18 protein-coding genes and 1 pseudogene are annotated in these 25,031 nt (G+C 58.2%); 4 read left to right on the forward strand and 15 right to left on the reverse strand.

All coding sequences use genetic code 11. The annotated features are described in order from the left end of the window. Positions 1 to 60 precede the first annotated feature (60 nt). Positions 61 to 1,188 (forward strand): hypothetical protein, encoded by a 1,128-nt coding sequence (locus HMPREF0733_RS11320; protein WP_013397741.1) that lies wholly within the window; start codon positions 61 to 63, stop codon positions 1,186 to 1,188. A gap of 169 nt (positions 1,189 to 1,357) precedes the next feature. Then, positions 1,358 to 2,074 (forward strand): pentapeptide repeat-containing protein, encoded by a 717-nt coding sequence (locus HMPREF0733_RS11325; RefSeq protein ID WP_244864875.1) that lies wholly within the window; start codon positions 1,358 to 1,360, stop codon positions 2,072 to 2,074. A 225-nt stretch (positions 2,075 to 2,299) separates the two neighbouring features. Here HMPREF0733_RS11325 and HMPREF0733_RS02130 read toward each other — a convergent pair whose 3' ends face one another. The 7 genes from HMPREF0733_RS02130 to HMPREF0733_RS02160 form a co-directional block, all read right to left on the reverse strand. Further along, positions 2,300 to 2,860, reverse strand: a complete 561-nt coding sequence (locus tag HMPREF0733_RS02130) for an SMI1/KNR4 family protein (RefSeq protein ID WP_013397743.1) — start codon at positions 2,858 to 2,860, stop codon at positions 2,300 to 2,302. A 225-nt stretch (positions 2,861 to 3,085) separates the two neighbouring features. Beyond that, positions 3,086 to 4,057 carry a Ppx/GppA phosphatase family protein gene (locus tag HMPREF0733_RS02135; RefSeq protein ID WP_013397744.1) on the reverse strand — a complete coding sequence of 324 codons (972 nt, stop codon included), beginning with the start codon at positions 4,055 to 4,057 and terminating at the stop codon, positions 3,086 to 3,088. Positions 4,058 to 4,633: 576 nt separating this feature from the next. Next, on the reverse strand, positions 4,634 to 7,435 hold the full coding sequence (topA, locus tag HMPREF0733_RS02140; protein WP_041321546.1) for a type I DNA topoisomerase: 2,802 nt from the start codon (positions 7,433 to 7,435) through the stop codon (positions 4,634 to 4,636). Positions 7,436 to 7,651: 216 nt separating this feature from the next. Next, positions 7,652 to 8,095 carry a pyridoxamine 5'-phosphate oxidase family protein gene (locus HMPREF0733_RS02145; RefSeq protein WP_013397746.1) on the reverse strand — a complete coding sequence of 148 codons (444 nt, stop codon included), beginning with the start codon at positions 8,093 to 8,095 and terminating at the stop codon, positions 7,652 to 7,654. Positions 8,096 to 8,185: 90 nt separating this feature from the next. Then, positions 8,186 to 9,913 (reverse strand): DUF7059 domain-containing protein, encoded by a 1,728-nt coding sequence (locus HMPREF0733_RS02150; RefSeq protein ID WP_041321548.1) that lies wholly within the window; start codon positions 9,911 to 9,913, stop codon positions 8,186 to 8,188. 118 nt (positions 9,914 to 10,031) lie between these two features. Beyond that, positions 10,032 to 11,111, reverse strand: coding sequence for an LLM class flavin-dependent oxidoreductase (locus HMPREF0733_RS02155; protein WP_013397748.1), 1,080 nt, complete (start codon positions 11,109 to 11,111; stop codon positions 10,032 to 10,034). Positions 11,112 to 11,538: 427 nt separating this feature from the next. After that, complete coding sequence (locus HMPREF0733_RS02160; RefSeq protein WP_013397749.1) at positions 11,539 to 12,030, reverse strand: hypothetical protein; 492 nt, start codon at positions 12,028 to 12,030, stop codon at positions 11,539 to 11,541. Positions 12,031 to 12,386: 356 nt separating this feature from the next. Here HMPREF0733_RS02160 and HMPREF0733_RS02165 point away from each other — a divergent pair, with 356 nt between their 5' ends. After that, positions 12,387 to 12,854 (forward strand): pyrimidine dimer DNA glycosylase/endonuclease V, encoded by a 468-nt coding sequence (locus tag HMPREF0733_RS02165; RefSeq protein ID WP_041321550.1) that lies wholly within the window; start codon positions 12,387 to 12,389, stop codon positions 12,852 to 12,854. A gap of 10 nt (positions 12,855 to 12,864) precedes the next feature. On the opposite strand, the gene HMPREF0733_RS02170 is transcribed toward HMPREF0733_RS02165, so the two are convergent. Together HMPREF0733_RS02170 and trhO are read right to left on the reverse strand one after the other, a co-directional pair. Further along, positions 12,865 to 13,371, reverse strand: a complete 507-nt coding sequence (locus HMPREF0733_RS02170; protein WP_013397751.1) for a GyrI-like domain-containing protein — start codon at positions 13,369 to 13,371, stop codon at positions 12,865 to 12,867. Further along, a complete protein-coding gene (trhO, locus tag HMPREF0733_RS02175; protein ID WP_013397752.1) occupies positions 13,368 to 14,282 on the reverse strand; it encodes an oxygen-dependent tRNA uridine(34) hydroxylase TrhO in 915 nt (304 codons plus the stop codon). Before trhO ends, HMPREF0733_RS02170 begins: the two co-directional genes overlap by 4 nt. A 224-nt stretch (positions 14,283 to 14,506) precedes the next feature. Here trhO and HMPREF0733_RS02185 point away from each other — a divergent pair, with 224 nt between their 5' ends. Further along, complete coding sequence (locus tag HMPREF0733_RS02185; protein WP_013397754.1) at positions 14,507 to 17,197, forward strand: DEAD/DEAH box helicase; 2,691 nt, start codon at positions 14,507 to 14,509, stop codon at positions 17,195 to 17,197. Between the two features lie 226 nt (positions 17,198 to 17,423). Here HMPREF0733_RS02185 and HMPREF0733_RS10875 read toward each other — a convergent pair. The 6 genes and pseudogenes from HMPREF0733_RS10875 to HMPREF0733_RS02210 form a co-directional block, all read right to left on the reverse strand. After that, positions 17,424 to 17,795, reverse strand: a pseudogene (locus tag HMPREF0733_RS10875) (Rv3654c family TadE-like protein); the annotation flags it as partial. A 2-nt stretch (positions 17,796 to 17,797) separates the two neighbouring features. After that, positions 17,798 to 18,220, reverse strand: coding sequence for a TadE/TadG family type IV pilus assembly protein (locus HMPREF0733_RS02190; RefSeq protein WP_013397755.1), 423 nt, complete (start codon positions 18,218 to 18,220; stop codon positions 17,798 to 17,800). A 60-nt stretch (positions 18,221 to 18,280) separates the two neighbouring features. After that, positions 18,281 to 18,790 carry a DUF4244 domain-containing protein gene (locus HMPREF0733_RS02195; protein WP_013397756.1) on the reverse strand — a complete coding sequence of 170 codons (510 nt, stop codon included), beginning with the start codon at positions 18,788 to 18,790 and terminating at the stop codon, positions 18,281 to 18,283. 84 nt (positions 18,791 to 18,874) lie between these two features. Further along, positions 18,875 to 20,299 (reverse strand): type II secretion system F family protein, encoded by a 1,425-nt coding sequence (locus tag HMPREF0733_RS02200; RefSeq protein WP_013397757.1) that lies wholly within the window; start codon positions 20,297 to 20,299, stop codon positions 18,875 to 18,877. Next, positions 20,296 to 22,086 carry a TadA family conjugal transfer-associated ATPase gene (locus HMPREF0733_RS02205; RefSeq protein ID WP_013397758.1) on the reverse strand — a complete coding sequence of 597 codons (1,791 nt, stop codon included), beginning with the start codon at positions 22,084 to 22,086 and terminating at the stop codon, positions 20,296 to 20,298. The genes HMPREF0733_RS02200 and HMPREF0733_RS02205 overlap by 4 nt, the downstream gene beginning before the upstream one ends. A gap of 335 nt (positions 22,087 to 22,421) precedes the next feature. Further along, positions 22,422 to 24,905: a PEP/pyruvate-binding domain-containing protein gene (locus tag HMPREF0733_RS02210; RefSeq protein WP_013397759.1), complete on the reverse strand. Its 2,484-nt coding sequence runs from the start codon at positions 24,903 to 24,905 to the stop codon at positions 22,422 to 22,424. Between the last annotated feature and the right edge of the window lie 126 nt (positions 24,906 to 25,031).

The following is a 25,031-nucleotide window of genomic DNA, read 5'->3' on the forward strand; positions in this document are numbered from 1 at the left end:
GCTGAAGGTGCGATAGAGTAGAAAAGGAACACACCACTCACTCAGAGGAATAGATAGTTAATGCCAGAAGAATACGAAGATGTAGAGGCTACGTTAGAACAGGGCACCACGTCAGATGCTCCACAGCAGAAGGAGAAAAGACAGGAGCAGTTTGTATGCTGGCTCAAATCCCGGCCAATTAATAAGATCGTAGGTAGTACCCTCATCATCGAAGCGCTGTGGGTAGCCTTATTCTGGTTCATGCCTCAAGTCCTCCACTGGTGGAGTTGGAACCCAGCTGTTAGTGCCGAGCATTTCGCACAGTTCTATTTTGCTTGGGGTCTTGGGTTCCTCTCACTCGGATATATAGTGCTGATTCTGTGGCCCATTTTCAGGAAAGATGATGATCCTCGCTGGTTCCACGCACGTATTCTTTCTAGTGGCATAGTGGGTGGCTCATATGCGTTCCTGTTACCTGTTGTTATGAGCCTACCTGAAGGCAGCGTTAATTCTGGTGGAGCGGCGGCTCTTCGGCAAGCAATTCTTCTAGCGACAGGTGGGCTTATTGCTCTTATTGCGCTCGGGGAGACTCGTCGCAAAAACGATAATGACCGTGAAGCAGCTGAGAACCTTCGGATTCATCAACAAGATACTCTTGACCAACAGAAAGAACAGTTTGAGAAGCAGCTAGAAAAACAACAAAAACAGTTTGAAGCGAATGCATTTAAAGAACGTAAAGCAGAACGCCGAGAACGGTATACTAAAGCGGTAGAACAGTTAGGCGATGAGAAAGCACCTGTTCGTATGGGTGGCGTATATACACTCGTTGGACTTGTGGATGAATGGCTTGAAGAAGAAAATCTGTCTGAGTCTGAAAGAGTCAAGGAAGGGCAGGTTATCATCAATAACCTGTGTGCTTATATCCGTTCTCCGTTTACTCTTGCTTCTCACTATGATGAGCTATCTCAAAATACCCCTCTATCCGAAGGAATATATAAAGATAAAGAACAAGAATTCTACGCAGACAAAGCGACGTTAGATTCTGAAGCAGACGTTCGTCTAGGAATTATTAAAGAAATTCACGACCGTCTACAAGGCTCTGGCAAAAACGCACCGGGGGCATGGTCAGACTTTGAATACGATTTCTCGGGAAGCACCTTCTTCTACCCTGTAGACCTCACAAAATCCTATTACAAAAAAAACTGTTAAGTTCAGTGGCTCCACCTATAAGGAAGGGGCTGACTTCATCGGCTCCACCTACGAGGGCGGGGCTTACTTCACCGGCTCCACCTACAAGGGCTGGGCTAACTTCATCGGCTCCACCTACAAGGGCTGGGCTTACTTCACCGGCTCCACCTACAAGGGCTGGGCTAACTTCATCGGCTCCACCTACAAGGGCTGGGCTTACTTCACCGGCTCCACCTACAAGGGCTGGGCTTACTTCACCGGCTCCACCTACAAGGGCGAGGCTGACTTCACCGGCTCCACCTACAAGGGCGAGGCTGACTTCACCGGCTCCACCTACAAGGGCGAGGCTGACTTCACCGGCTCCACCTACAAGGGCGAGGCTGACTTCACCGGCTCCACCTACAAGGGCGAGGCTTACTTCACCGGCTCCACCTACAAGGGCCGGGCTAACTTCATCGGCTCCACCTACAAGAGTTGGGCTGACTTCAGCGGGTCTATTTTCTGTAGTGAAATATATTTTGGCTACAGCACGCACAGCGACAGTTCTTCTCGCTTCACAGGTTGCGCCCCTCAGTTTTATAACAAGACAAACCGTAAAAACACACTTTTTGGCTCGCATAATAATGATTTTACGGCGGATACCAGCGAAGGTTATCCTATTAATCTAAATTCCGAAGGCATACCTCCTGGCTGTAAATTCCTTACTTCAGAACAGAAGGAATACCTTGCAGATAAGTTCCAAGAAATAGAAGAAACGAATAATAAACTTCTTAAGGTAAAAGATCCCAAAGAGAAGGCAGAACTCTCGAAAAAGCTGCAAACTCTTAACGAAGAACTCCATGGATGGCGCAAGGAAGCTACCACAGTAAAAGTGGAAGACGTAGAAGCAGAAGATACAGAGAGCTAATCAACCTGTAGAGTTTTGGGGACAGCTATTTCTTTAATAGCTGTCCCCAAAACTCTACAGCTCTCCCCTAGTACACGAAAATACCGGCGGCTTATGTAGCCGCTCGTCCTTACTCCACCACCAAAGTTTTCAGGTTCAGTGGCGTACCAGTAACTCCATCAGATGCTCTAGGCACCTCAAAATCAGGTTCTCGTACAAAAACCCAATACCCCCTGGTATGCACTATTATTTCTCTTGATAGACATAATCCTTGAAATAGTCAGGGTCGCCATCGCTGTCTAGCCAGAGCTCAAACCAGCCGAGGAAGTCCTGGCGCTCACAGCAGGGGCTAACACCAACATCCGAAAAGCTCCACACCTCACCAGCGCACGACCCGGCGGTAATCAGCTCATAAGTCATGCCGCATCCTTCATCCATGAGCTCAACACCCTGGTTACCCAGCTTATGCTCAAAGGAGTCATCACTCAGCTGCTCTTCGTCCTCCTCAACCTCCCAAAGCCAACCGTCCGTGAGCGTCATCGGGAGGGAAAGGTCTTTGCGCTCAATCTCTGCGAGCCGGTGAATGGAACTGGTGCTGATGCCCTCCGTCGCCGGGTCGTTCCAGCCGTCACCAACCTCAAGCAGAAACAGCCTGTACGCCTGCGGCAGGCGGGTGTTGCAGGCACGCTCAAAAGCGATAATGTCTGCCTCCGAAACGGTAGGCCCCAGGTCGATATTCTTCTGAGCGATTTTAGCTTTAATACGCTCGATCACGGCCGGGTATTCTTCAGATGTATAGATGGGCACAAAAACTCCTCACGATAGGTCTTCGGTTTCACAGGATTAGCGCGAGCCTTTGTACGAGCCACTGCACGCTGTTGCTCTCCCAGCGGTCCTAAAGTTACGGGTGGGCTATGCCTGTCACCCACCTGAAAAAACACCTATGCCGAGGGAGAGTTGCTAGACGAATCAACTATCCTGAAATTCCGGATAGTTCGCCAAGGGGTCGGGCGGGCTCAGTAATCAGTACCTCTACTCCCCCACCAGAGTCTTCGGGTCCAGCGGCGTACTCGTACCTTCCGCCAGGTGCTCTAGGCGCCTCAAGATTAAACCTTCGCGCAGTGCCCAGGGGGAAACGCGCATTGTTTCGATACCGAAGGTTTCCATCGCAGCCTCAGCCGCCATTGCACCCGCGAGAACCTGGTCGGCGCGCATCCGGGAAACACCGGGCAAGTCAGCGCGCTCGGCGGGAGCCATAGCCTCCATTCGGCGAGTCCACAGGCGCAAATCCGTCACATGCATCTCACGCTTCACATGCGGCCCCGCAGAATACGGTGCCGCCCCGCAAATACGCGCCAGCGACCGGAACGTCTTCGAGGTGCCCACCACCATGTTCGGCTCCCCAAATGCCAGCAACCGCTGCGCCACCGGCTCAATCTGCTCGCGCACATACCTGCGCAGCCGCTTCGTCTGCTTCGGCGAAGGCGGCTGTTCATCAAAGAACTCGCGGGTCAGGCGGCCAGCGCCCAACGGCACCGACATTGCTGCATCCGGCAGGGCATCCGTGCCCGTGGAGAACTCGAAAGACCCTCCCCCAATATCAAAATTCAGGATGCGCCCCGCACCCCACCCCTGCCAGCGGCGCACCGCGAAATAGGTGATAGCGGCCTCTTGATCGCCCGAAATCTCGCTCAAACTCACGCCTGTCTTCAACCGCACATGCTGCAAAACCTCGGCACCATTACCGGCCTCACGAATAGCAGAGGTCGCAAAGGCAAGCAGATCTTCGGCATTGTTCTCAATGGCGAAATCGCGGGCAGACTTCACGAACTCGGTCAGCGCGGCGCGGCCCTCATCAGAAATATCACCCGACGGCGTCAAATACTGCACCAGCTGCAGCGGAATCTTATGCGAGGCGTACGGCTCAGGGCGGGCGCCCGGGTGGCCGTCAAGCAACAGCAGGTGAACAGTATTTGAGCCAACATCAAGAACACCGAGGCGCACGGCGCGCTCCTATCCCCCAGCCACCGCCGGGATAACGTACAACTTCATTAAGTGTGGCACAAGTCGCCGCATGATGCGCGCAATCCACCGCCGGGTATGCGCGAGTTCGCCCGTCGCACATGGATGCACAGACCAGGGAGCGCGAGCAGGTGGTTTTTGGCCGAACAGGTAGTATTTTCCTACCTGCTCGGCCAAAAACTACCTGCTCGCGGGGTAAGCACGCATAAAAGGCGGGAGGAAAAAACTCGCAACATGACAGGTAAAAAGCGACCGCACGAAAAAATCTCACAGGCTCAATGCCCGCGAGATTTTACGTCGGGTTTTTAGAGAAAACGGGAGGAAACCGTGTAACCAAGGGAGGTGGAGGCTCTGGCGAACGGCTTCAAGACGCGCGACTAGCAGCAAGCGCCTAAGGCTGTCGCGCACGGCAAAGCGAAGCGGAGCCGTCGTGACTGGTCGCCTTGTAAAGCGAGCGCAAGTCGCGCATCCATGTAAATCTTGCCAAGCGCAACAATACGGATACGTAGCCCACGCTTTCGTGAGCCACGTATCCGTATTGTTGGGGTGAAGAAAGGACTACTCCTTCTTAGCCGCAGTCTTCTTTGCAGTAGTGGACTTTTTAGCGGTTGTTTTCTTCGCGGTGCTCTTCTTGGCGGTCGTCTTTTTCGCCGCAGTTTTACGCTTCGCAGGCCCCTTAGCACGCTTTTCGGCGAGCAGTTCGACGGCGCGCTCATGGGTGAGCGACTCGATGGTTTCCGAACGCGGCACCGTAATGTTGGTAACGCCGTCGGTAATGTACGGTCCGAATCGCCCGTCTTTGACCACGATATTCTTTTCGCTGTTTGGATCTACACCAAGCTCGGCGAGCGGGGGCTTAGCGGCGGCGCGCCCGCGCTGTTTAGGCTGCGCATAAATATCGAGCGCCTGTTCAAGGGTGATCGTGAAGATTTCTTCCTCAGACCCAATCGACCGCGAGTCGGTGCCCTTCTTCAGGTACGGGCCAAACCGCCCGTTCTGCACGGTGATTTCGTTGCCTTCAGCATCGGTACCGAGCACGCGCGGCAAGCTCAAGAGCTTGAGCGCATCCTCTAGGGTTAAAGTTGCCAAATCCATAGATTTGAAGAGCGATGCGGTGCGCGGCTTAGCGGGCTTGGGCTTCTTCTTCGGCTTGGGTTTGCCGTTCTTGTAGTATTCGGTAGGCTGCGCATCCAGGTAAGCCTGAATCTGCTCCTCCGTCATCTCTTCGATAACTTCGGTTACGTAGGGGCCGTAGCGCCCGTCGCGGGCAATAATCTGGTTCCCAGAGGCGGGATCGGTGCCGAGCACACGCCCATCGGATTTGCCCTGCTCAAGCAGCTCTTTCGCCTTCTCAGCGGTCAGCTCGTCGGGCGCCAAATCGGTGGGAACGTTGGCGCGCACGGGGTCAGATACCTCACCGGTTTCGGTATTGACGGTACCTTCGGCCTCAAGGTAGGGGCCAAATTTACCCACGCGCAGCACAATGCCGTCAGCAATGCGGATCGAGTTAATATCGCGGGCATCAATATCGCCCAGATTATCCACGATCGGCTTGAGCCCGCGTTTCTTCTGCACCCCGCCGCCGAAATAGAAGTCGCCCAGCCACTCCACGCGCGATTCTTCGCCGCGGGCAATGCGGTCAAGGTCTTCTTCCATCTGCGCGGTGAACTCGTAGTTCACATAGGGGCCGAAACTGGTTTCGAGCAGGCGCACCACCGAGAATGCGGTCCACGAAGGCACGAGCGAACCGGAACGCACCTGCACATAGCCGCGATCCATAATCGTTGAAATCACGGCGGCGTAGGTGGAGGGGCGCCCAATGCCCAGCTCGTCAAGAGTCTTCACAAGCGAAGCCTCAGTGTAGCGGGGCGGGGGCAGGGTCTCATGCCCGGTGGCTTCGAGTTTTTCGGCGGTGAGCGAGTCGCCCTGCGCGAGCGCAGGCAGGCGTTTCTCGGCGTTCTTGGCGTCGCGTTCTGCCAGGCGGGTTGCGTCTACGCCTTCCTCATAGGCGGCGAGGAAGCCGCGGAAGGTGATAACGGTGCCGGATGCTGCGAACTCGGCGTCGCGCCCGTTGGATGCGGTTGCCCCCAACCGCACGGATGCAGTCGAACCGGTGGCGTCTGCCATCTGCGAGGCGATGGTGCGCTTCCAGATCAGCTCGTACAGCCGGTATTCGTCGTTGGAGAGCGTGCCGCGCACGGCGTCTGGGGTGCGGAACTTGTCACCCGCAGGGCGGATTGCTTCGTGCGCTTCCTGCGCGTTTTTGCTCTTGGAGGCGTAGGTGCGCGGCGCGGAGGGCACATATTCAGTGCCGTAGAGTTCGGATGCTTGGCGGCGTGCCGCCTTCACGGCCTGGTCTGAGAGTGCCACCGAGTCAGTACGCATATAGGTGATGTAGCCGCTCTCGTAGAGGCGCTGGGCAACCTGCATGGTTACGCGCGATGAGAAGCGCAGCTTGCGTGCCGCCTCCTGCTGCAGGGTTGAGGTGGTGAACGGCGCGGCGGGGCGGCGTTTATAGGGTTTGGTTTCGACCGAGCGTACCGCGAAGGGGGCGGCGGTGAGGGCTTCGGCGAGGGTGCGCGCATCCGCCTCTGAGAGGTGGGTGACCTTGGTGGAGGTGAGGGTGCCGTCATCGGCGAAGTCTTTGCCGGTGGCTACTCGGGTGCCGTCGACCGCCACGAGTTTGGCGTCAAAGCCTTCGTTGCTGGTGGTGATGAAATGTCCGGTTAGATCCCAGTAGTTGGCGGCGACGAATGCCATGCGTTCGCGTTCGCGTTCAACAACGAGGCGGGTTGCCACGGACTGCACGCGACCTGCGGATAGCCCGCGACCAACCTTGCGCCAGAGCACGGGTGAGATTTCGTAACCGTAGATACGGTCAAGAATACGGCGGGTTTCTTGAGCATCGACCAGGTGCAGGTCAATATCGCGCAGTTCCCCGAAGGCACGTTCAATGGCTTCGCGGGTGATTTCGGGGAAGGTCATGCGGTAGACGGGAACCTTGGGTTTCAGAACCTCTTTGAGGTGCCAGGCGATCGCTTCACCTTCGCGGTCACCATCGGTTGCGAGGTAGAGGGCATCCACGTCTTTGAGTTTGCGTTTGAGTTCGGCGACTTTTTTCTTTTTGTCGGGGTTAACCACATAGTAGGGGTCAAAATCGTCGTCGATATTGACCGCGAACTTGCCGACCGGGCCCTTTTTCAGGTTTTCGGGCAGTTCGGAAGGCTGCGGCAGGTCACGAATATGTCCCATGGACGAATCCACCAGAAATTCGTTTCCTAAATAACCGCTGATAGTCTTCACCTTCGATGGGGACTCAACGATCAGCAGCGCTTTTCCGTTCTTTGCCTTGGTGGGCACGGCTCTCCTCATATTTGTATGGTGTAGATGCGATACAACAATAGCGCACATTCTGGCGGTTACGCCTATTAGGTGCGCTTATCACGCATGTGTCTTATCACGTTTTACAGCTTGTGTTTGGATTAAGGGTGTGGATGCAACGATACCAGTTATTATGCACGTCTGTATCGAGTTGGCAACCGCAGATATGCGCCTTAGGCGAGCTGGCGGGCGAAATTAGTTGTACGGAAAATACCCTTCGCCCTGGGCCGGAAGAAGCGGGTATTCGCGGCCGTACACTTTGCGCGGCACAATGCGCACCCACTGCATGAGGTGCCCGCTTTCGTAGTGGCGCAGACCGAAAGTGTGCACGAGCGGCGGGGTCATTTCGGGCGGCAGCCAGTGCGCCACGCCCTGCACGATCACGGAGCGGATGCCGTTCTCTAGTTCCTCGTCGATTTCAAAGGAGACGCGGCGGCTCATGACCACGGCGGAGAAACGGTCGCCGCGGGTGGTGCGCAGATAGATTTCGTGGTCGGCTACCCCGTAGAGGACCGGCAGCACGTCTACAAAGTTGCCGTCGGTGAGTACGAGTCGCCCTAGATTGTTGGCCTGCAGGTGCGCCCAGCAGTCTTCGGCGCTCATTTTCTTGGTGGTGTCTGGGGTGTCTTGCATAGTCATTCTTTTAGTGTAGGGGTTTCTTCGTGCCGAAATTTGTGATATTCGGCGCGGCAAGGCGTGTTTTATAGGTTCGCGCTGGGGTGCCGGGGGTTAGCTGTTTTCGTCTGCGAAGTGCAGAAAACTTTTTTCGATGAGTTCTCGAATAGCGACCAGCAGGGTGTCGCGCGGATGCTCGTTCTCGGTACCGAAGGCAGCGCGCGCATCCGGCGTGTAGTCTTCCCAGCCGAGAAGCACGGCGAGCGCACCTAAAATCTGCCCGATGCTCAGCTCACCGTCGCATGCGGAAACGAATCCGGCGGTTTCGGTTGAGAGCAGAATTGTGCGGCACAGCCCGGATCCGGCGCGCAGCAGAATTACGTTTGGATGCTCGGCGCCGGGGCGGCCGTGGCGTTCTTCGGTCACGTCTTCGGCGAGAACGAGGTGGGCTTCGGCGAGCGCCTGATCGGTCAGAGCGGTGAGGCGGTCGAAGCGTGCCACGGCCTCGGTGATGCTTTGCGCGATGGGCTGGGCTATGGGGTAGGTGATGTCTTCAAACCGGTTCAGGGGTGCGGTTTCGGTGGTGTGTGCCCGGCGGCGGAGCCAGAGCATCCCGAACCCAATAGAATGAACGTTCCGGTTTTTAAAGTCGTCGAGATAGGCTCGGTAGGTGTTCTCGTAGTGGTCGCGGTCGCGGTTTTCGCTCGCGTCTTTGAGCCAGGTTTCCGCATAGGATTCGGGGGTGAGCACTTCGCGCTGAATTACCCACGCCTCGCTCGGGGTGCCAGTGGCTGATTCGGCGAACCAGGTGCGCAGGCGCGCGTCCCAGGGCTGCGCCTCGCCTGTGTTGTCGCGGTGAATTTCCCAGTTGCCGAGCATCTGGGCGCGCCCGCCGGGCACCAGAACCTCGGGGATGCGCCGAATAAGCGTGCTGACAATATCGTCGCCGGGCAGCCCGCCGTCACGGTACGTAAACTGGTCGTCGCTGCTTTCGTCTGCGCGGCGCGGGGTAATGACGAACGGCGGGTTTGAGACCACAAGGTCGAACTGCTCCCCCGCCACGGGATCCAGCAAAGAGCCTTGTCGAAGGCTGACGCGGGCTTCAAGGTTCTGCGGGTCAAGTTTCAGGGCGGGGGCATTCAGCAGCAGGTTAAAACGGGCGAAGGCGAGGGCGCGCGGCGAAATATCGGTGGCCGTCACGTGGTCTGCGTGGGCGAGCAGGTGGAAGGTCTGAATACCGCAGCCGGTCCCCACGTCAAGGGCACGCGCCACGGGGGTGCGCTCGGTAATCTGCGCCAGGGTTAGGGATGCCTGCCCAATACCCAGCACGTGATCTTTGCGCAGCACCCCGGGTCGCTGATGCGCCCCCAAATCAGAGGCCACCCACAGCTCGGTGCCGTCATCAGCCGAATGCGGTCGCAGGTCAAACACGGCGCGGTACTGCGGTTCTTCGCCGGGGTTCTCGGGGGTGCGGGCATTGTCTGACTCCGCCGGTTCCACGAGGTGTGCCGCGATCAGGTCGTTCAGCGCGGGTTCGCCGCCGAGCGCATCGGCAAGTTCCGTGCGGGTTAGGGTGCGTGCGAACAGGAAAAACCCGATCATGCGCCCCAGGCGGCGGTCGGGGTCGGTGGTGTGCGCATCATCAAGGATGTTCTGTACCCGCCAGGTTCCGGGCACAACCTGGTCGCGTGCCATTGCCTCAAAGGCGCGCTCACCCAGCAGTTCACGCACCCCATCGTAGCTGTAGTTAAGCCTCTCAAGGGCACCCCGGATGCGCTCAAGCCGGGCGGTATCGTCGCTTATGGGGGTGTCGGGGATGCGGGAGTACAGTTCATCAGCCATACTCCCCATTCTAAGCGCCCCGTTTCTTAACGCCGCGAGCAGGTGGTTTTGGTACGAGCAAGTAGGAAAATACTACCTGCTCGCGTTATTCCCACTCGATCTTGGGGGCGGGACTCCGCTATGCCTTTACCGTCAGCGCGGGTTTGATGTCCTTCACAATGGATTCGAGCATCCGCAGGTTGAAGTCCACGCCCAGCTGGTTCGGCACGGTCAACAGCACGGTATCTGCCGCCTGAACGGCAGCATCACGAGCGAGTTCTTCGGCAATCAGGTCGGGTTCGCCAATATAGCTGCGCCCAAACCGCGAGAAGGTATTGTCGATAATACCGGTGTAATCCTGCGAATCTTCCTGCGCGCGGCGACCAAAATAGCGCGCCGAATCGGCATCGATAATGGGGATCACCGAGCGCGAGACCGAAACGCGCGGCACGCGGGTGTACCCTGCCTTGACCCATTCCTCGCGGTAGAGGCGAATCTGCTCCGCCTGCTGCTGGTCGAAAGGCACACCTTTATCTTCGAGCATCAGCGTTGAAGACATGAGGTTCAGCCCCTGCTGTGCAGTCCACACGGCGGTGCTGTCAGTTCCCGCGCCCCACCAGATGCGCTTGCTCAGACCGGGCGACTGCGGCTGCACGGGGGCGTACTTGCCCTGCACCCGCGCGGAGGGTGCCATGCCTTCGCCTTGGATTGCCTTCATGAAGATGTCGAGGTGACGGCGTGCCATCGCACTCTCATCTTCACCCTCGGCGGGGAAATAGCCGAAGCTCTCGAAACCGCGGATAACGGATTCGGGCGAGCCGCGTGAGACACCCAGCTGCAGGCGTCCGGCAGAAATCAGATCGGCCATCGCGGCGAGTTCGGCCATGTACAGCGGGTTCTCGTAACGCATATCGATCACGCCGGTGCCAAGCTCAATGCGGCTGGTCTTCGCGGCGATAGCAGACAGAAGCGGGTACGGGGTGGCCTGCTGCTGATCGAAATGGTGCACACGGAAGAACGCGCCGTCCAGGCCGATGTCTTCGGCGCCTACCGCCAAATCGATAGCCTGGTGCAAAGATTCGGATGCGCTGTTCACGCGCGAACCGGGAATTTCGGCCCAGTGCCCAAAAGAAAGAAAACCAAGTTTTTTCTCTGTGCCCGGCTGTGGTTCAAGATTTTGTACCGCAAGTTCGGTTTTCTGAGTGTCTGATGCGTTCATTGTTATGCCTTTCGTATTGCCCTACAGGGGGTATTTCCTCGTGTATGAGTATTCAGCATACAATTATTTACTTTACAGAGCAAGCTTTAAATAAGATGAGTAAAACCACTCATATAACTACTAGTCAATACGCTTTTCGACATAAAATATATGCGACATATTAGGTAATGATTCATTTATATTTTTTTACGCGCAATACTTACCTCAAGGTAACGAATGTGCATTTCTTCTACCGTTAGTATATCCATACCTCGTTCAAAACTTTTATGTATAAGACCCCGACAGAAAAACCATATGATTCATTATTTTCTAGGTGCAGGTACTACAGACATTGCTTTTTGCCGTACCTGCTTGCCTCAGATGACGTAAATCCGGGAGCGATGTTTTGTTGCGAGTCCGCCGACAGGTGTTTCCTGGAAAACACGTTTCATGATTCTTTACTCGCCTTGCGCGCGTACCATTTCCCTACGCCCCACCACATCAGCGGCGTAAACGCCACCGCGATCAGCCAATACACAAGCCAGAAGCTACCCTTCAGACCGGTCACAAAAATCCCGGCGATAAGCAAAGCCGCCGCTATCAGACACGCCGCCACGCATTTTCTCAACTGCTGAGCGCTGCTGACCGCAACCCCCTCCGAGGCGGAGCCAGAGAATTTCCTGTCGAACGCGTGAATAATACTCCGACCAAAAACGATCGAGAAAGCGATATAGAAGGCCGCGAATCCGTGCATAAATTCTGCCGCGCCACTCTGGCTCAGCGTGATATAAGAAAACACCAGCAATAACAGGTCGATCACCGGGGTTGCCGCTAATAATACGATTCCGGTTCTGGGCATTTTCAAGGTATAACGAAATACGCAGCCTAACACCAGGCATGCCCAAAACATCGCCTCAGCGACAACGGTGGCAACAAGCATCGATTTCCCTCATATACTGGCGGAAAGGTACGTAAAGTTTAGCATCAGAATAAGTTTTTATGATGTAAATCGAACGTATTTTCATAACTATACTTTGGTACTCGGCTCTTCAAGATGCACCTGAATTTTCAGAAATACTTGATATTTGACCGACGACCCGCCTTACTCCCCCGAAGGCCCAGAATACTGGGCATAGCTAGCGCGGAACTCGTAGCATAGAGGGTACCTACACTAATGTGGGGCGCTCGCATCCTGTTCAGATGCGAGCGCCCCACAGGTGCATTCTGCCTCAATATTTTGGGCGGGCCGCTGCTGTTTTACCTATGAACGCAGGTCTGCGGCGGTATAGTGGGTGGATGCGTATTTGGTCTGCCCACCCGTCCCTTCTTGACCGTCGTGCCCTGATCGCGTGCTGGCGTGAGAGCTTGCTTGCGCAGAAAGTGCTGCGCGGGCTCACCCGAGGGTACACGAATCATCCGCAGCTCATTCGGTTTCGTGCGCATTCTCAGCCGGTAGAGGCTATTGGGGCTTATCTGCATGGGCTCGCCGATGAGGCGCATCTGCGCGGGTATTCCTTCAACCGTTCGCTGATTGCCACTGAGCGGGGTAAGAACCTGAGGAGCTCTATTCCCGTGACCGAGGGCCAGCTTGCCTACGAATTGAGCTTTCTGGCACACAAAGTTGCCGGGCGAGATGTCGATTGGGAGCCTATTCTTACCGAGCGTCTCGCGAAATTCACCCAGGCCGGTAAGCCCGCGGTGCACCCCGTGTTCGAGGTAGTCCCAGGCGAAATAGAGGCTTGGGAGAAGACTAAGGAGTTCTAGTCGGAGCGCTTTATGCCGAGGCAGGAACCTCTAGCAGCGGAACCCACAGTTCCATCGTGTAGTCTGCCGCCTGCATATCGCCGCGACCGTACACCTCCAGGCCGCCTAACGGGCGGTACTGCGGATGCGACGGGAAGAACTCACGCTCAAAGCTCTCAAAACCTGCCGGAATAGACCGCGAAATCGGCCCGGTAATCTCAACCACCGCGTAGGTGCTCTCGGGAAGGTCCAGCAGACCCAGCCCAAGTTTATGCGCCGAGGCACGGTCATCAACCAAAATACCGGCCGTGTAGCGCACGAAACCGTCGGTACTGGGCTGAGTGCACACGCCAATGTACTGGGTAACCGCCAGAATATCGAGCATCGCCGGGGATGCCTTCTGATTCAGCTCATCCCACAGCGGCGTGAAATCATCCCCCAGCTTATACACCTGGGAGACTCCCGCCACCAGCAAAGAACCGTGTTTCTCAATGCGCGCGGGTGAAACCGTCACGGGCGCCTGTACGGACTCGCTCATGAGATACCAGCGTGGGCGCTCTGGCGATCCACCGCGCATTCGGGCACGCAGCGGCGTTTCGCATCATCGGTGGCGCACTCGGGGCATAGGAGCACAAGTTCGCGGCAGCTCTCATTCGAGCAGTTCTCAAATTTATTAGACGGTGCCGAGCAACGCTCACACTGGCCAATTGTGACAGTATCCGGGGTGAACTCCATGTGCATGCGCTTATCGAATACGTAGAGTGAACCCTCCCACAGGGACTTATCGCCGTACTTTTCGCCGTAGCGCACAATACCGCCGTCAATCTGGTAGATCTCTTTGAATCCGCGGTTCTTCATGAGGGCGGAGAGGATTTCGCATCGAATGCCGCCGGTGCAGTAGGTGACGACGGGCTTATCTTTCAGATCGTCATACTTGCCCGATTCGATCTCGCGAATAAAGTCGTGGGTGGTGCGAACATCGGGCACCACGGCGTTCTTGAACTTACCGATTTTGGCCTCGAATGCGTTGCGTCCGTCGAAGAAGACGACTTCATCGCCGCGTTCTTCTACAAGCTTGTTTACCTCTTCGGGTTTGAGGTGCACGCCGCCGCCGACCACGCCGTTTTCGTCTACTTTGAGCTCGTCGGGAGCACCAAACGCCACGATTTCATCGCGCGCTTTGACCGATAGACGGGGGAAGTCTTCGGCACCGCCTTCAGACCATTTGAATTCCATGTTCTTGAAGCCGGGGTACTGGCGGGTCTCTTTGGTGTACGCCTTAACCGCGCTGATTTCGCCGCCGAGCGTGCCGTTAATGCCGTGTTTGGAAATGAGGATGCGCCCGCGCAAACCGAGCTTCTCGCACAGGGCACGCTGCCAGAGCATGACCGCCACGGGGTCGGTTATGGGGGCAAACTGGTAATACAAGATAATTCGATTCTGAGCCACCCTCCTATTTTACGCTTTCTGGGTACATCGTGTGTGCCGTGGCGGCGGAACTCGTCCCGTAACGTGGCCGATAATCCCTGTTTTCCCGCGGGATGCGCCCGCGATGATGGATTGCATGTGGTTTCTTCACCATGAGGTATGTCTCGTCGTTTTTCTGCCCCATTGCACCGGCTGGTTTCGCCGTTTTCTGGTAGCGAATACCTATCTGCCGGGGCGAGCGGAACATGCCGGGCGTCCCTTCGAATGCCCACGCCGGTTTACCGTACCCGAGGTTTTACAATGGTGTGATGCGCCCCGAACCTTCCTGCGACTCCCCGGCTGATGAGCACCCCGGATTCTCCCCTTCGCTGCGCCCCGACGAGAACCTTCGCGAACAGCTGAGCAGGCTTATGCCCAAGCTCCCCGGCGACGGCTCGCTGCCCCCGCAAATCACCCATGTGCACCGCATCCCCGCACGTGAAGGGCAGTATTCGCCGTGGCCGCACTGGCTGCACCCGCGCGTGATTGAGGCCTTCGAGTCGCTGGGCGTGCACAAACCATACACCCACCAGGTGCAGGCGGCACAGGCAGCGCATTGTGCATTCGATGCTGCACTCGCCGAAGACGCGCACCGGCTCTCCTTCGGGCGAGCATCCGGGCAGGGGCACGATGAGTCGGGCACAACGGCGCGGCATGTGATTGTGGCGACCGGGACCGCATCCGGAAAATCGCTGAGTTACCTCATGCCCGCCTTCGATGCCCTCTACCGCGGGGCGCACCGTGAACCGCTCAGCACCACGGCAGCGGATACGAGTTCCACAGGATTCCATCAGAGAGCGAACGTTCTATATATTTCACCGGCGCGGGCACTCTCAGCCGACCAGCTCAACGCCATCACCGCCTATCATCTTCCCGGGCTCAACGCCGCCACCTATGACGGCGACACCCCGGCGCAGGAGCGGCGGTGGGTGCGCGAACACGCTAATTTTGTGCTCACCACCCCGGATATGCTCAACTACGGAATTCTGGGCAACCACCGGCAATGGGCGAACTTCCTGCGCGGGCTGCGCTATGTGGTGCTTGACGAAGTGCACAGCTACCGCGGCGTGTTCGGCGCGCATATCGCCAATCTGCTGCGCCGCCTACGCCGAGTCTGCGCGCTGTACCGGGTGAGCCCGGTATTCTACGGGGCATCCGCCACGAGCGCGAACCCTGCCGAGTCTTTCGCCAAGCTCATTGGAGTGCCCGAGGGGAACGTAGACGCGATTACCACATCGACCGCGCCCCGCGGAGAATCCACCGTCATCCTGTGGGAACCGGAGTTCCTGCCCGATACGCAGGTGACCGATAAACTCGCCGTCGGCGCGAGCGCCTTCGACACCCGTTCCGAGGCGGAAAAGCAGGCGCCGCAGCGTATCTCCGCTATCGAACAGGGCGCCCAAATGCTCACCGACCTGGTACTCTCGCGCACCCGCACGCTCGCCTTCACCCGGTCGAGGCGCGGCGCTGAGCTGATCTCCCAGCGAGCGCAGCGCTACCTTGATGAGACCGAGGCGGGGCTGGCGCATCGGGTGGCGGCGTACCGTTCGGGGTATATGCCCGAGGAACGCCGTGAGCTTGAGCATCGGCTGCGCACCGGCGAACTGCTCGGGCTGGCAAGTACCTCTGCGCTTGAGCTGGGTATCGATATTTCCGGGCTGGATGCGGTGCTCGTGGCGGGCTGGCCCGGAACCCGCGCATCCTTTATTCAGCGGATTGGGCGCGCCGGTCGCGGGGGTCAGGATGCGCTCGCTGTGCTTATCGCCGGGGACGATCCGTTGGATACGTACCTGGTGCATCATCCGCAGGCGATTTTCGGGCAGAGCGTGGAGGCTACCGTATTCGACCCAACGAACCCGTATGTGCTTTCGCCGCATTTGTGCGCTGCCGCGGCGGAGTCGCCGCTGCGTGCCGAGGAGCTTTCGCTGTTCGGCGAGCATACTGAGGCTCTGCTTAACCGGTTGGTGCAGCAGAATTATCTGCGCCGCCGGGCGGATGGCTGGTATTGGACGCACGCGGAGTCGGCGACGAATCTGGTGGATCTGCGTGCCACCGGTGGTGGTCCCTATCAGCTGATTGATGCCGAGGATGGTTCGCTGATTGGCACGATGGATTCGGCGCAGGCAATGACTCAGGGTCACCCGGGAGCTATCTATATTCACCAGAACGCCCAGTATTTGGTGGAGTCCCTGGATGAAGCGGCGCGCGTTATTCTGCTCTCGCGGGTGTACCCCGACTATTACACGCGGGCGATTGAGGCGACCGAGGTGAAGATTCTGCAGGAAAAGGCGGGTGTGCGGTACGGGTTCGACGGCACCCAGCCCGATACTGCTGGGCTGACGCTGCATCGCGGGCGGGTTCAGGTGACCGATCAGGTTATGGGCTTTCAACGGTTCTCGGTGTACGGCAGTGAGTACCTGGGCGATGAGCCGATGGAGATGCCGCCGAGCATCCTGATGACCGAGGCTATCTGGTTTACCTTTGAGCCGAGTTACCTGTTTGCCGCCGGCGTGGCTGAACCTGATGCACCCGGAACCCTGCACGCCGCAGAACACGCCGCCATCGGCTTACTACCGCTGATTGCGACCTGCGACCGCTGGGATTTAGGCGGACTCTCCACCCTGTACCACGCCGATACGGAACGCCCCACCATCTTCGTGTACGATGCCGCACCCGGCGGAGCAGGCTTTACCCAGCGCGGGTTTGAGGCGGTTCGCACCTGGTTGGGCGCAACCCTGGACGCCATTGATTCCTGCGGATGCGAGAGTGGCTGCCCCTCCTGCGTGCAGTCCCCCAAATGCGGCAACCGCAACGAACCGCTGTCGAAGGCAGGCGCACAAAACCTGCTGCGGGCAATACTGCACTCACTCGATGAGGCCGAACGGGACATGCTGTAAAGACTAGAGCATTCCACAAGGTCTGACTAGCACCTCCTATCGGGCTCATCATTCGGATTTTACGGGCTTCCCGGCTCTTCAGCGGTTCGGTTGGAGGGGGCGTTCTCGGGGATCTCGTCGCTGGATAATCCCACATCGGTGCACCCGCCCCAGAGTCCGGATGCGGCGCCCCGGCACGCGATGTACCTTGCGCATCGCCGAAGAAAGCGAACGGTCCGTGCACAGCAGAGCTCACCCGAATATCCACGGTTTCGGGGCGGTCCGCGAGGGCGCACCCCACCAGATTGGCGTTATTATCACGGGCTACCTGGGCGGCAATATCGCAAGGGTCCCCAGGGGTGATTCCGCGCAGCGCATCCGCTGCGGCGAGCGCCGCCAGGTCTGCCGCCTGCGCCGCCCGCCGATTCGCCGTGCTTACCCCGGCAAAACCGATGATGACGGTTGCCAGGATCAGCAGGGCGGCGATAATGCCTACCGCGAGCACGGTGCCGCTCCCCTCCTCCGGGTTTTCGGTCGGCTGCGGTCGATCAACCGCCTTACACTGCGGTTTGACGAACAATGGCAGGCATGTATTCCAGATGAAACCGGGCGTGACCATGTTTATTCGCCGCCAGCCGTCGTGGCGTTATCCGAGCTGCCCTCAACCCGTGCGGTCGCGGTGGCCTGCAGCTTCCAGCCGGTTACTGAGCCGATAACCCCCGGTGCCGCACGCTCAACCTGAACCCGCACCTGCCGCGCCCCCGATGTTTCTTCTACGGTCTGCACCTGCAGGTTAATGCTGGGGTCTATCCGCGAAACTTCATGCTGTACGGCGGCGAGGTTATCTCCCCGAGCGAAGGCACGCGCCGCGACTCGCGAGGATTCTTCGAGCCGCGACTGGGCCATTCCCACCGCTGCCGCTGAGAGACAGAGCGCAAGCACCGCGATCACGGCGGGCAGAGCGACCGCGAATTCGGCAGTCACGGCGCCTTCATCACGTGCACGTAACCGCCAGGCGCGTATCATGCGGTGTATAAGCCTCATAGACGTTCCTTTCGTCGGGTTTGGGCAACTCTTTCGCGGTTTTCACGGGTAGTACCGGGTTTAGAAAAGCCCAAAGGTCAGCCCAGAGCCGCCCGTTGCAAGGGCGTTCTTGACCATATCTACGAGCATGCCGCGAATCTCGTCGGACTTGAGAATGGCGACCAGCAGACCGGCAAAACCTACGGCGGCGAGCATTACGATGCCGTATTCGGCGGTGCTGGCGCCCTCCTCAGGGTCGTTTTCGTCCGCGTATTCAACCTCGTCGGTGGGCAAGGTCATCTCGTGCAGTTCGGCAGCTTCATCCGTGCGAATTTCCGCGAAGAGTTCCTCGTGTTCACTCAGGGAACGGCATTCTGCGGCGCATTTATTGAGGGTGCAGCCGGCGGCGAGCGCCTGCGCTAGTTGTTGGGCAAGATGCGGTTCAAGCCGCTGCAGGTACATGTTCGTGTATTCGTCGAGTGCCTGCCCTAAAAGTACAGGGTTTTCTTCTGTGCGGGCATAGGCCTCAAGGCATTCCTGAGTGCTCCGGTGCGCGGTGTGCAGAGCGAGAGAAGAGTGTACAACAGTCATCGTTGTTTCCTTTCATATAGTGTTGTTTGATAATTTTTGTGGGTAGATTTGGTGCAACGTGCCCCGGGGTGAAGCCCACCGGATTCAGGCCAGCAGCCCCGGTAAAAGCGAGATCACAATCGGTATGATTCCGCAGCAGATAAAGGCCGGAAGCGAGCACAGTCCCAGCGGAAGAACCAGCGCCACGGCAAGTTTTGCGGATGCGCGCTCTGCCGCCCGGCGCTCTTCAAGCCGATATGTTGCCGCGCAGTGCCGCAGCAGTGCCGAGCTGGGTGTTCCCGCCGAATACGCCGGTGCCAGAATCCGAGCCAATTCCCGCAGGAGCGGATGGTCGTAACCGTCCCAGGCGGCCTGCCAATCGGCGCTTACCGTCAGGGTCAAGGTGATGTGCTCAAGCGCATCGCTTATCGCTCGTTCTTCATGGGCGAGTGCCCGGCCAAGAGCCTGTAAGGCGCCGGTAAGACCGAGCCCCGCACGCAATTGTGCGGCAAGAAGCTCAAGCATCAGCGCCGGATCCAGCGGCTCAGTCTCTGCAGAACCGCTAAACCCTGCCGGTTCTTTCGGCGGTTTCTTTTCTCTTCGGCGCCGTCTAGTTGCTTGAGCGCGGGCATTCTTCGGCGCGGGATCCTCGGCCAACACGGAGCTGCGTTCGGCCCGGTGCACAAGCCGAGCCGTCCAGCGCCTCCCAAGAAGCGCCAGCGTGATGCCGAAAAAACCAGTCAGCAAACCGGCCAGCGAACCAGTCAGCGCACCGACAGGATCCGTTCCCATCAGCCAGCCCATCGCTAACCCGATAAACGGCAGCCACGACAGTATCTTGCCGGTCGTTTTCGGCCCCGTCAGCGCACTTTCTCGCCCGAGAAGAGCATCCAGATGTTCTTCGGCGTGTTCGGCCGCAGCCCGTAGGGTCTGCGCCAGAGGTGCGCCGGTAGTTTCGTTCATACGTAAGCACAGGCCGAGTTCACGGATGCGCTCCCGGCTGTGCGCTCGCCGCGCGTTGAGGGCGCCCAGGGTTGTTCCCGCTGCAAAACCAAGCTGTTCTTCACGGGCCAAAGTGTCTAATAGCTCGTCAATATCGTCTTGGGTTTGCCGGTATGCCCGCTCGCCTCTGCTGCCCGTCAGCCGGTGCAGCGCCCGGCGAAGGAGCGAGGACTTTTCGGGTTCGTTCCCATCAGTGTTCCCCGTTTGCCAACTTTGTGCTGCGGAACCGTGAACCGTAAGGTCACCAGCGTCAGGCGGATGCCGAGTACGGTTTTCAGCCGTTGCCTCGCGCAGGCTCAGACCCGCATCCAGGGTTGCAGATATACCGCGCAACGCTTGCGGCCATAGACGCATCTCGGTTGAGGTTGGTGGAGTCGGCGGAATAAGCCTTTGAAACCGTGTCCTTAGCCGAGGCTGTGTTGTGGCGGGCAGATACTCGCCAAAAGCCATGCTGTCGCCCGCGTTTTTACGCGCCGTTCTCTGAGACGAACCGGCGGCGTGCGTCTTATGATCCACCATCAGACTCATAGTTCCTCTCCTCCCTGGCTGCTACGGTCGGTTTGTTCCCGTGGTGCGGTTGTGTAGGGCGGAACATCAGAATCGGTGCGAACCCCGGGGTCGTATCCATAGGTACATGCGGTCGGTGCAGTTGGCGTTTCGGGGTGTGCGCCGCGGTGTTCGTGTGCGGGCTGCACGACTGTCGAGCTTTCATGTGCAGCGTGCGTACCCGGTGAAATAGCGTCCGTGGGAGAGCTCGGCGGTAAGTTTTCTCCGGTCTCCTCCGGTAGGGCGCCACCCGCCGAATTGTCTGCCGTTGAACCTCCGTCCGCCAAGAGTTCACCCGCAGGCTCGCACAGCGTTACCACCAGCGCATCCTGGCGCAGGTCAAGCCGGTAAATTCCAGCGATCCGCCGCATGCCCTGCACCTGTTCCAGGTGAATAATGCGGTCAAATGCGGTGGAAGCGTGCAGGGCTACGGTGCGTTCATCCAAACCGGCAAGCGCACCCAGCGCGGCAAGACGATGCGGCACGGCGAACGCGGAATTCGCATGCAGCGTTGTACCTGCGCCCTGGTGCCCGGTGTTCATGGCGTTAAGCAGGTGCAGGATTTCAGAGCCGCGGCACTCCCCCACCATAAGCCGATCGGGTGCCATACGTAGGGCTTGCACCAGCAGGTCTCCCAGCGTGATCTCTCCGGCACCTTCGGCGTTCGCGGCACGGGTTTTGAGGCTCACCGTATGCGGATGCTGCGGGTTCAGTTCCGGGGTATCTTCCAGGATCATGAGGCGTTCCCAGGCTTCGCATTCGCCCAAAAGCGCGTTCAGAAGCGTGGTTTTTCCAGTACCGGTTCCCCCGCTGACGACAAAGTTTTGCCGGTGCGCAATCATGGTGCGCAGGGCTTGCTCGGTCGCCGCATCAAACATTCCGCTTTCGCGGAGCGCGGTAAGTGTCAAACAGCTTTGGGCGGGCAGACGAATAGACAGGTGCGTGTTTTCGACCAGCGGCGGAATAACCGCGTGGATACGCCGCCCGGAGTCATCGTGCACGTCATCCGCAGGATGCGCCGCATCGAGCCTGCCGCCGTGCGCCCTAATGAGACGGTTGGCGAGTTGGCGTACCTGCGCCTCGGTCTCGAAGGTGAGGGTTACCGGTTGGGTTTGTCCGTGTGCCTGAACCCACACATCCTGCGGAGAATTCACGTAAATATCGGTGATTCCGGGAATATGTGTGAGGGTTTCAAGCGCGCCCAGACCGTAAAGTTCGGCGTGCAGGCAGGACAGCGCACGCGATACAAGGTCGGGCTCGTGTTCGACGGGAAACTCATGGTTTTCGTCCCCGTACATGTCCTCTTCACAGGCCTGCTGCACCGCCAACGTTAGGTCTTTACTCGACCACAATCGGGGATTTTCGCCGTCTGCCGAAGCAGCGGGTGAAGCATGAACGGTCTCGGTGTGTGGGCTAGGTGGGCGCGCCAGCAGATAGGTGAGAGCATGCCGGGCGATGCGCCGCGCATGGTGATCCTCAAACACCGGAATAGGCGTGAGCCCCAGGCGCTCTCTCGTCTCGGCTGAAAAATCGGGTGCCATCAGCTCTTGAGGCGGCATGCAGGTACCAACAATCGAGAGGGTTTCGGGCGGGGCATAGTTTCCACAGGCAACGAAGTCTGTTTGCTCGGGGGCAACATCGGCGCCTACTGTCTCGGCGCTGCCCGATCTATAAGCGCTGTCGGCACCGCGAGAGAACGCCCGGAAAACGCCGTGTTCTGCCGTTCCGGTACGAAATACTGCCTGAGGTGGAGGAGGTAAAGCTGCCATACCCCTATTTCACAGGTTTTCGCGCATGCGCACGGCAGCCGAGTCACAGGCTGTGGATAACTTCGCCCTATGGGACACTTTTACGGTGTATCCACAGGGCAGGAGGTCGATCCCACACCGGTTGTCTGCTCACCAAGCACACAGACCACGCTTTTATGTCACTCTCTGACGCGCAGCACTAACCGCGCCGCTTTGTGCCCGGCCCATCAATCGCCTTACTCTGTTGCCTTGTCTTCACGAGACGGTTTATGTACCGGGTTATATGCAGACACACCAATGATTGCAGATCCAATGAGCACGGCTGCCAGACACCAGTGACGACGATTCATCTGCCCTCACTCACTTTCGACCGGTGTGACCAGTCCTGTGTTCCCATCGACCCGAATCGTCTGACCCGACACAATATCCTGCGTACCGGATTGAGTGCCAAGTACAGCGGGAATCCCGACCTCGCGCGCAACGATAGCCGCGTGAGAAAGCGGACCTCCAGTATCAGCCACCACGGCGGCAGCCACATTGAACAGTGGGGTCCAGGTGGGATCGGTGTACCGGCACACGAGTATTTCGCCCGGTTCCAGCAGCCCGAACTCTTCCGGCCCGTGGATAACCCGTGCCGTGCCCATCGTCACCCCTGGGCTCGCGCCAACTCCTTTGATGCCGTCCGTCTCAGACCGGTGATTCCCCCGGTCCCACCACAGAGTCTCAGCGGTTGTGCGCTTCTGCTTTCGGTGCGAAATCCTCTGCTGCAGATCGGAGGACGGTTCTTCTGCAAGCAGCGCAGATTCTACCTCATCAAATAGCGCATAGGTTACATCTGAGGGATTCGCCAAGATGCTGCGTTCAACGAGTCGATGTGCGATCTCATCCATGACCCTACGAGCCTCAACAAACCATTCTTCGATGAGATACAGAGAGCCTTCACGTGCGACATGCAGAGCCCGCAGCGCGGTGACCGTCTTATCCCAACGTTTATGCAGGAACCGTGGCAGTCGGCTGCGCACGAGCTGACGTTTATCGGCCCGATCTGCATCCATGGTGTGCCTGCCGCGAATACCAGCAGCAATCAGCGTGAAAAATGCTTCAGGGTTCTCGCCCCAAGACCTGCTTGAATAGGGCAGGTACATGCGCGGTGTGCGCGCCCCAATTCGCGACAGCGTCTGCTGAACCTCTTCGAGAAACGTCGGCCCGTTGGCGTGCTTCGAGAGAGATTCAACCGCGTTATCTGTTTCCACAAGGACGTCATCGAGACCGAGTTCGCGGGCGCGCTCGCAGAGACGCGAAATCTCACGGTCGATATGTGCCGTCACAAAATCGAGGTTCGCGAATAAATCCTCGGTGGTGATGCTCGGGCCGAGCCGCGCAATTTTAATCATCACATCCGCCTCAGCACGTTTGAACATTAGCGGCATGAGGTAGCGCGAGAAGCGAGCGCGCGTAAGCTCAGCTGCCGCATCAACCGCACGGTGGCTCCGCGCAATCAGATCACGGTCGGTTATACTCTCAAGCGTCCGGTTATCCGCCTGGAATGCTTCAAGTTCATGTTTCCAGTCCAGCGAATCTGCATCCCAGTCGGGGTTCACCGACGAAAAGGCCTGTCGGATCGTGCGCGGCAAGTGCGTTACGATGCGCGGCGAAACACGCGGCCACGTTGCATGAACGCTCGCAATCCCATCATCGCTGATGCGGATAACACGATCAACGGGTGGTGTATCCACACCGAAGGAACCGAGAACTTGCTGAACTTCCTGCTGTACCTTGCGCACGGGCATGATGTCCAAGGGATACGGTGCGGGATAATGCTCGATCAAGTCATCACGCATCATCTGCAGAATCTTTGACTGTGCAGGTCCGTGTCCCGAGTCGGTGTTCGACAGATTCGATAAAGATGTAATCGGTCGAGTCTGCAAGAGGTAGAGCTCATCGCCGCATATACCCCACTCGATATCTTGGGGTGCGTTGTAATAGGCGGATACCTGCCGCCCGAGAGCATGGAGCCGTCGAAGATCGGAGTCTGACAGGCATGAAGCCGCGCGATCATTCGGTGGAACCGGGCTTCTCTTAGTCCCGCCAGTGTGGTCGAGGTCGATGCGTGTCTCTTTATCCCCGATGATCGTCTCGACGGCGTGCCCCTGTGAGTCCAGCGTAAATGTATCCGGGTTGACATGGGCGGCGACGACGGACTCGCCAAGACCGTAGGAGGCGCTGACGAGCATCCGGTCCGTCATGCCAGAGATAGGATCTGCCGTAAATAAGACGCCCGCCACGTCTGCAGCAACCATTTCCTGCACCACCACGGCAAGTTCCGCCGATTCATGGGAGAACCCGGCTTCTGTGCGGTATGCCACTGCCCGATCCGTCCAGAGGGACGCCCAGCATCGCCTTAGAGCATCGACAACAGACTCTTCTCCCTGCACACCGAGATAGGTATCCTGCTGCCCCGCGAAACTCGCGCTGTCCAGGTCTTCCGTTGTCGCTGATGAACGTACCGCCACAACCGGCGATCCCAGCGCCCGATAAGCCTCGATGACGGCATCTCGCACGGCACGCGGGACTTCCTGCTTCAGGATCAGCTCTCGTGCAGCGTGAGAGTTCGTACCGGTTGCCTCGTGAATAATATCTTCAGCAATCGGTGCGACGGCTGCCCTGTAGGCGTCGGTTGTCACGCAAAATCCTGGCGGCACATTCAGACCGGCGCGATGCATCGTTATAAGGTTGGCTCCCTTGCCGCCGACGCTGACTACCTGAGCGTCCCCAGAGGGATGACCTCGCCGAAACCAGGATATGAACGCGGTCGTCTCTTGTTCGTGTGGGGTAGTCATCGCCCGATCACTGCCTTAATTGTGCTTCGTGCTGATTGTCGCCTTATCCAGTCTCAGCGGCAAAGTGCTCCTCTATCTTCTTAGAATATCTGCCGCGGCCGTGTTTGGACATAGATTACTGTCATC

Source organism: Rothia dentocariosa ATCC 17931, assembly GCF_000164695.2.
In the GTDB taxonomy this organism is placed as follows: domain Bacteria; phylum Actinomycetota; class Actinomycetes; order Actinomycetales; family Micrococcaceae; genus Rothia; species Rothia dentocariosa.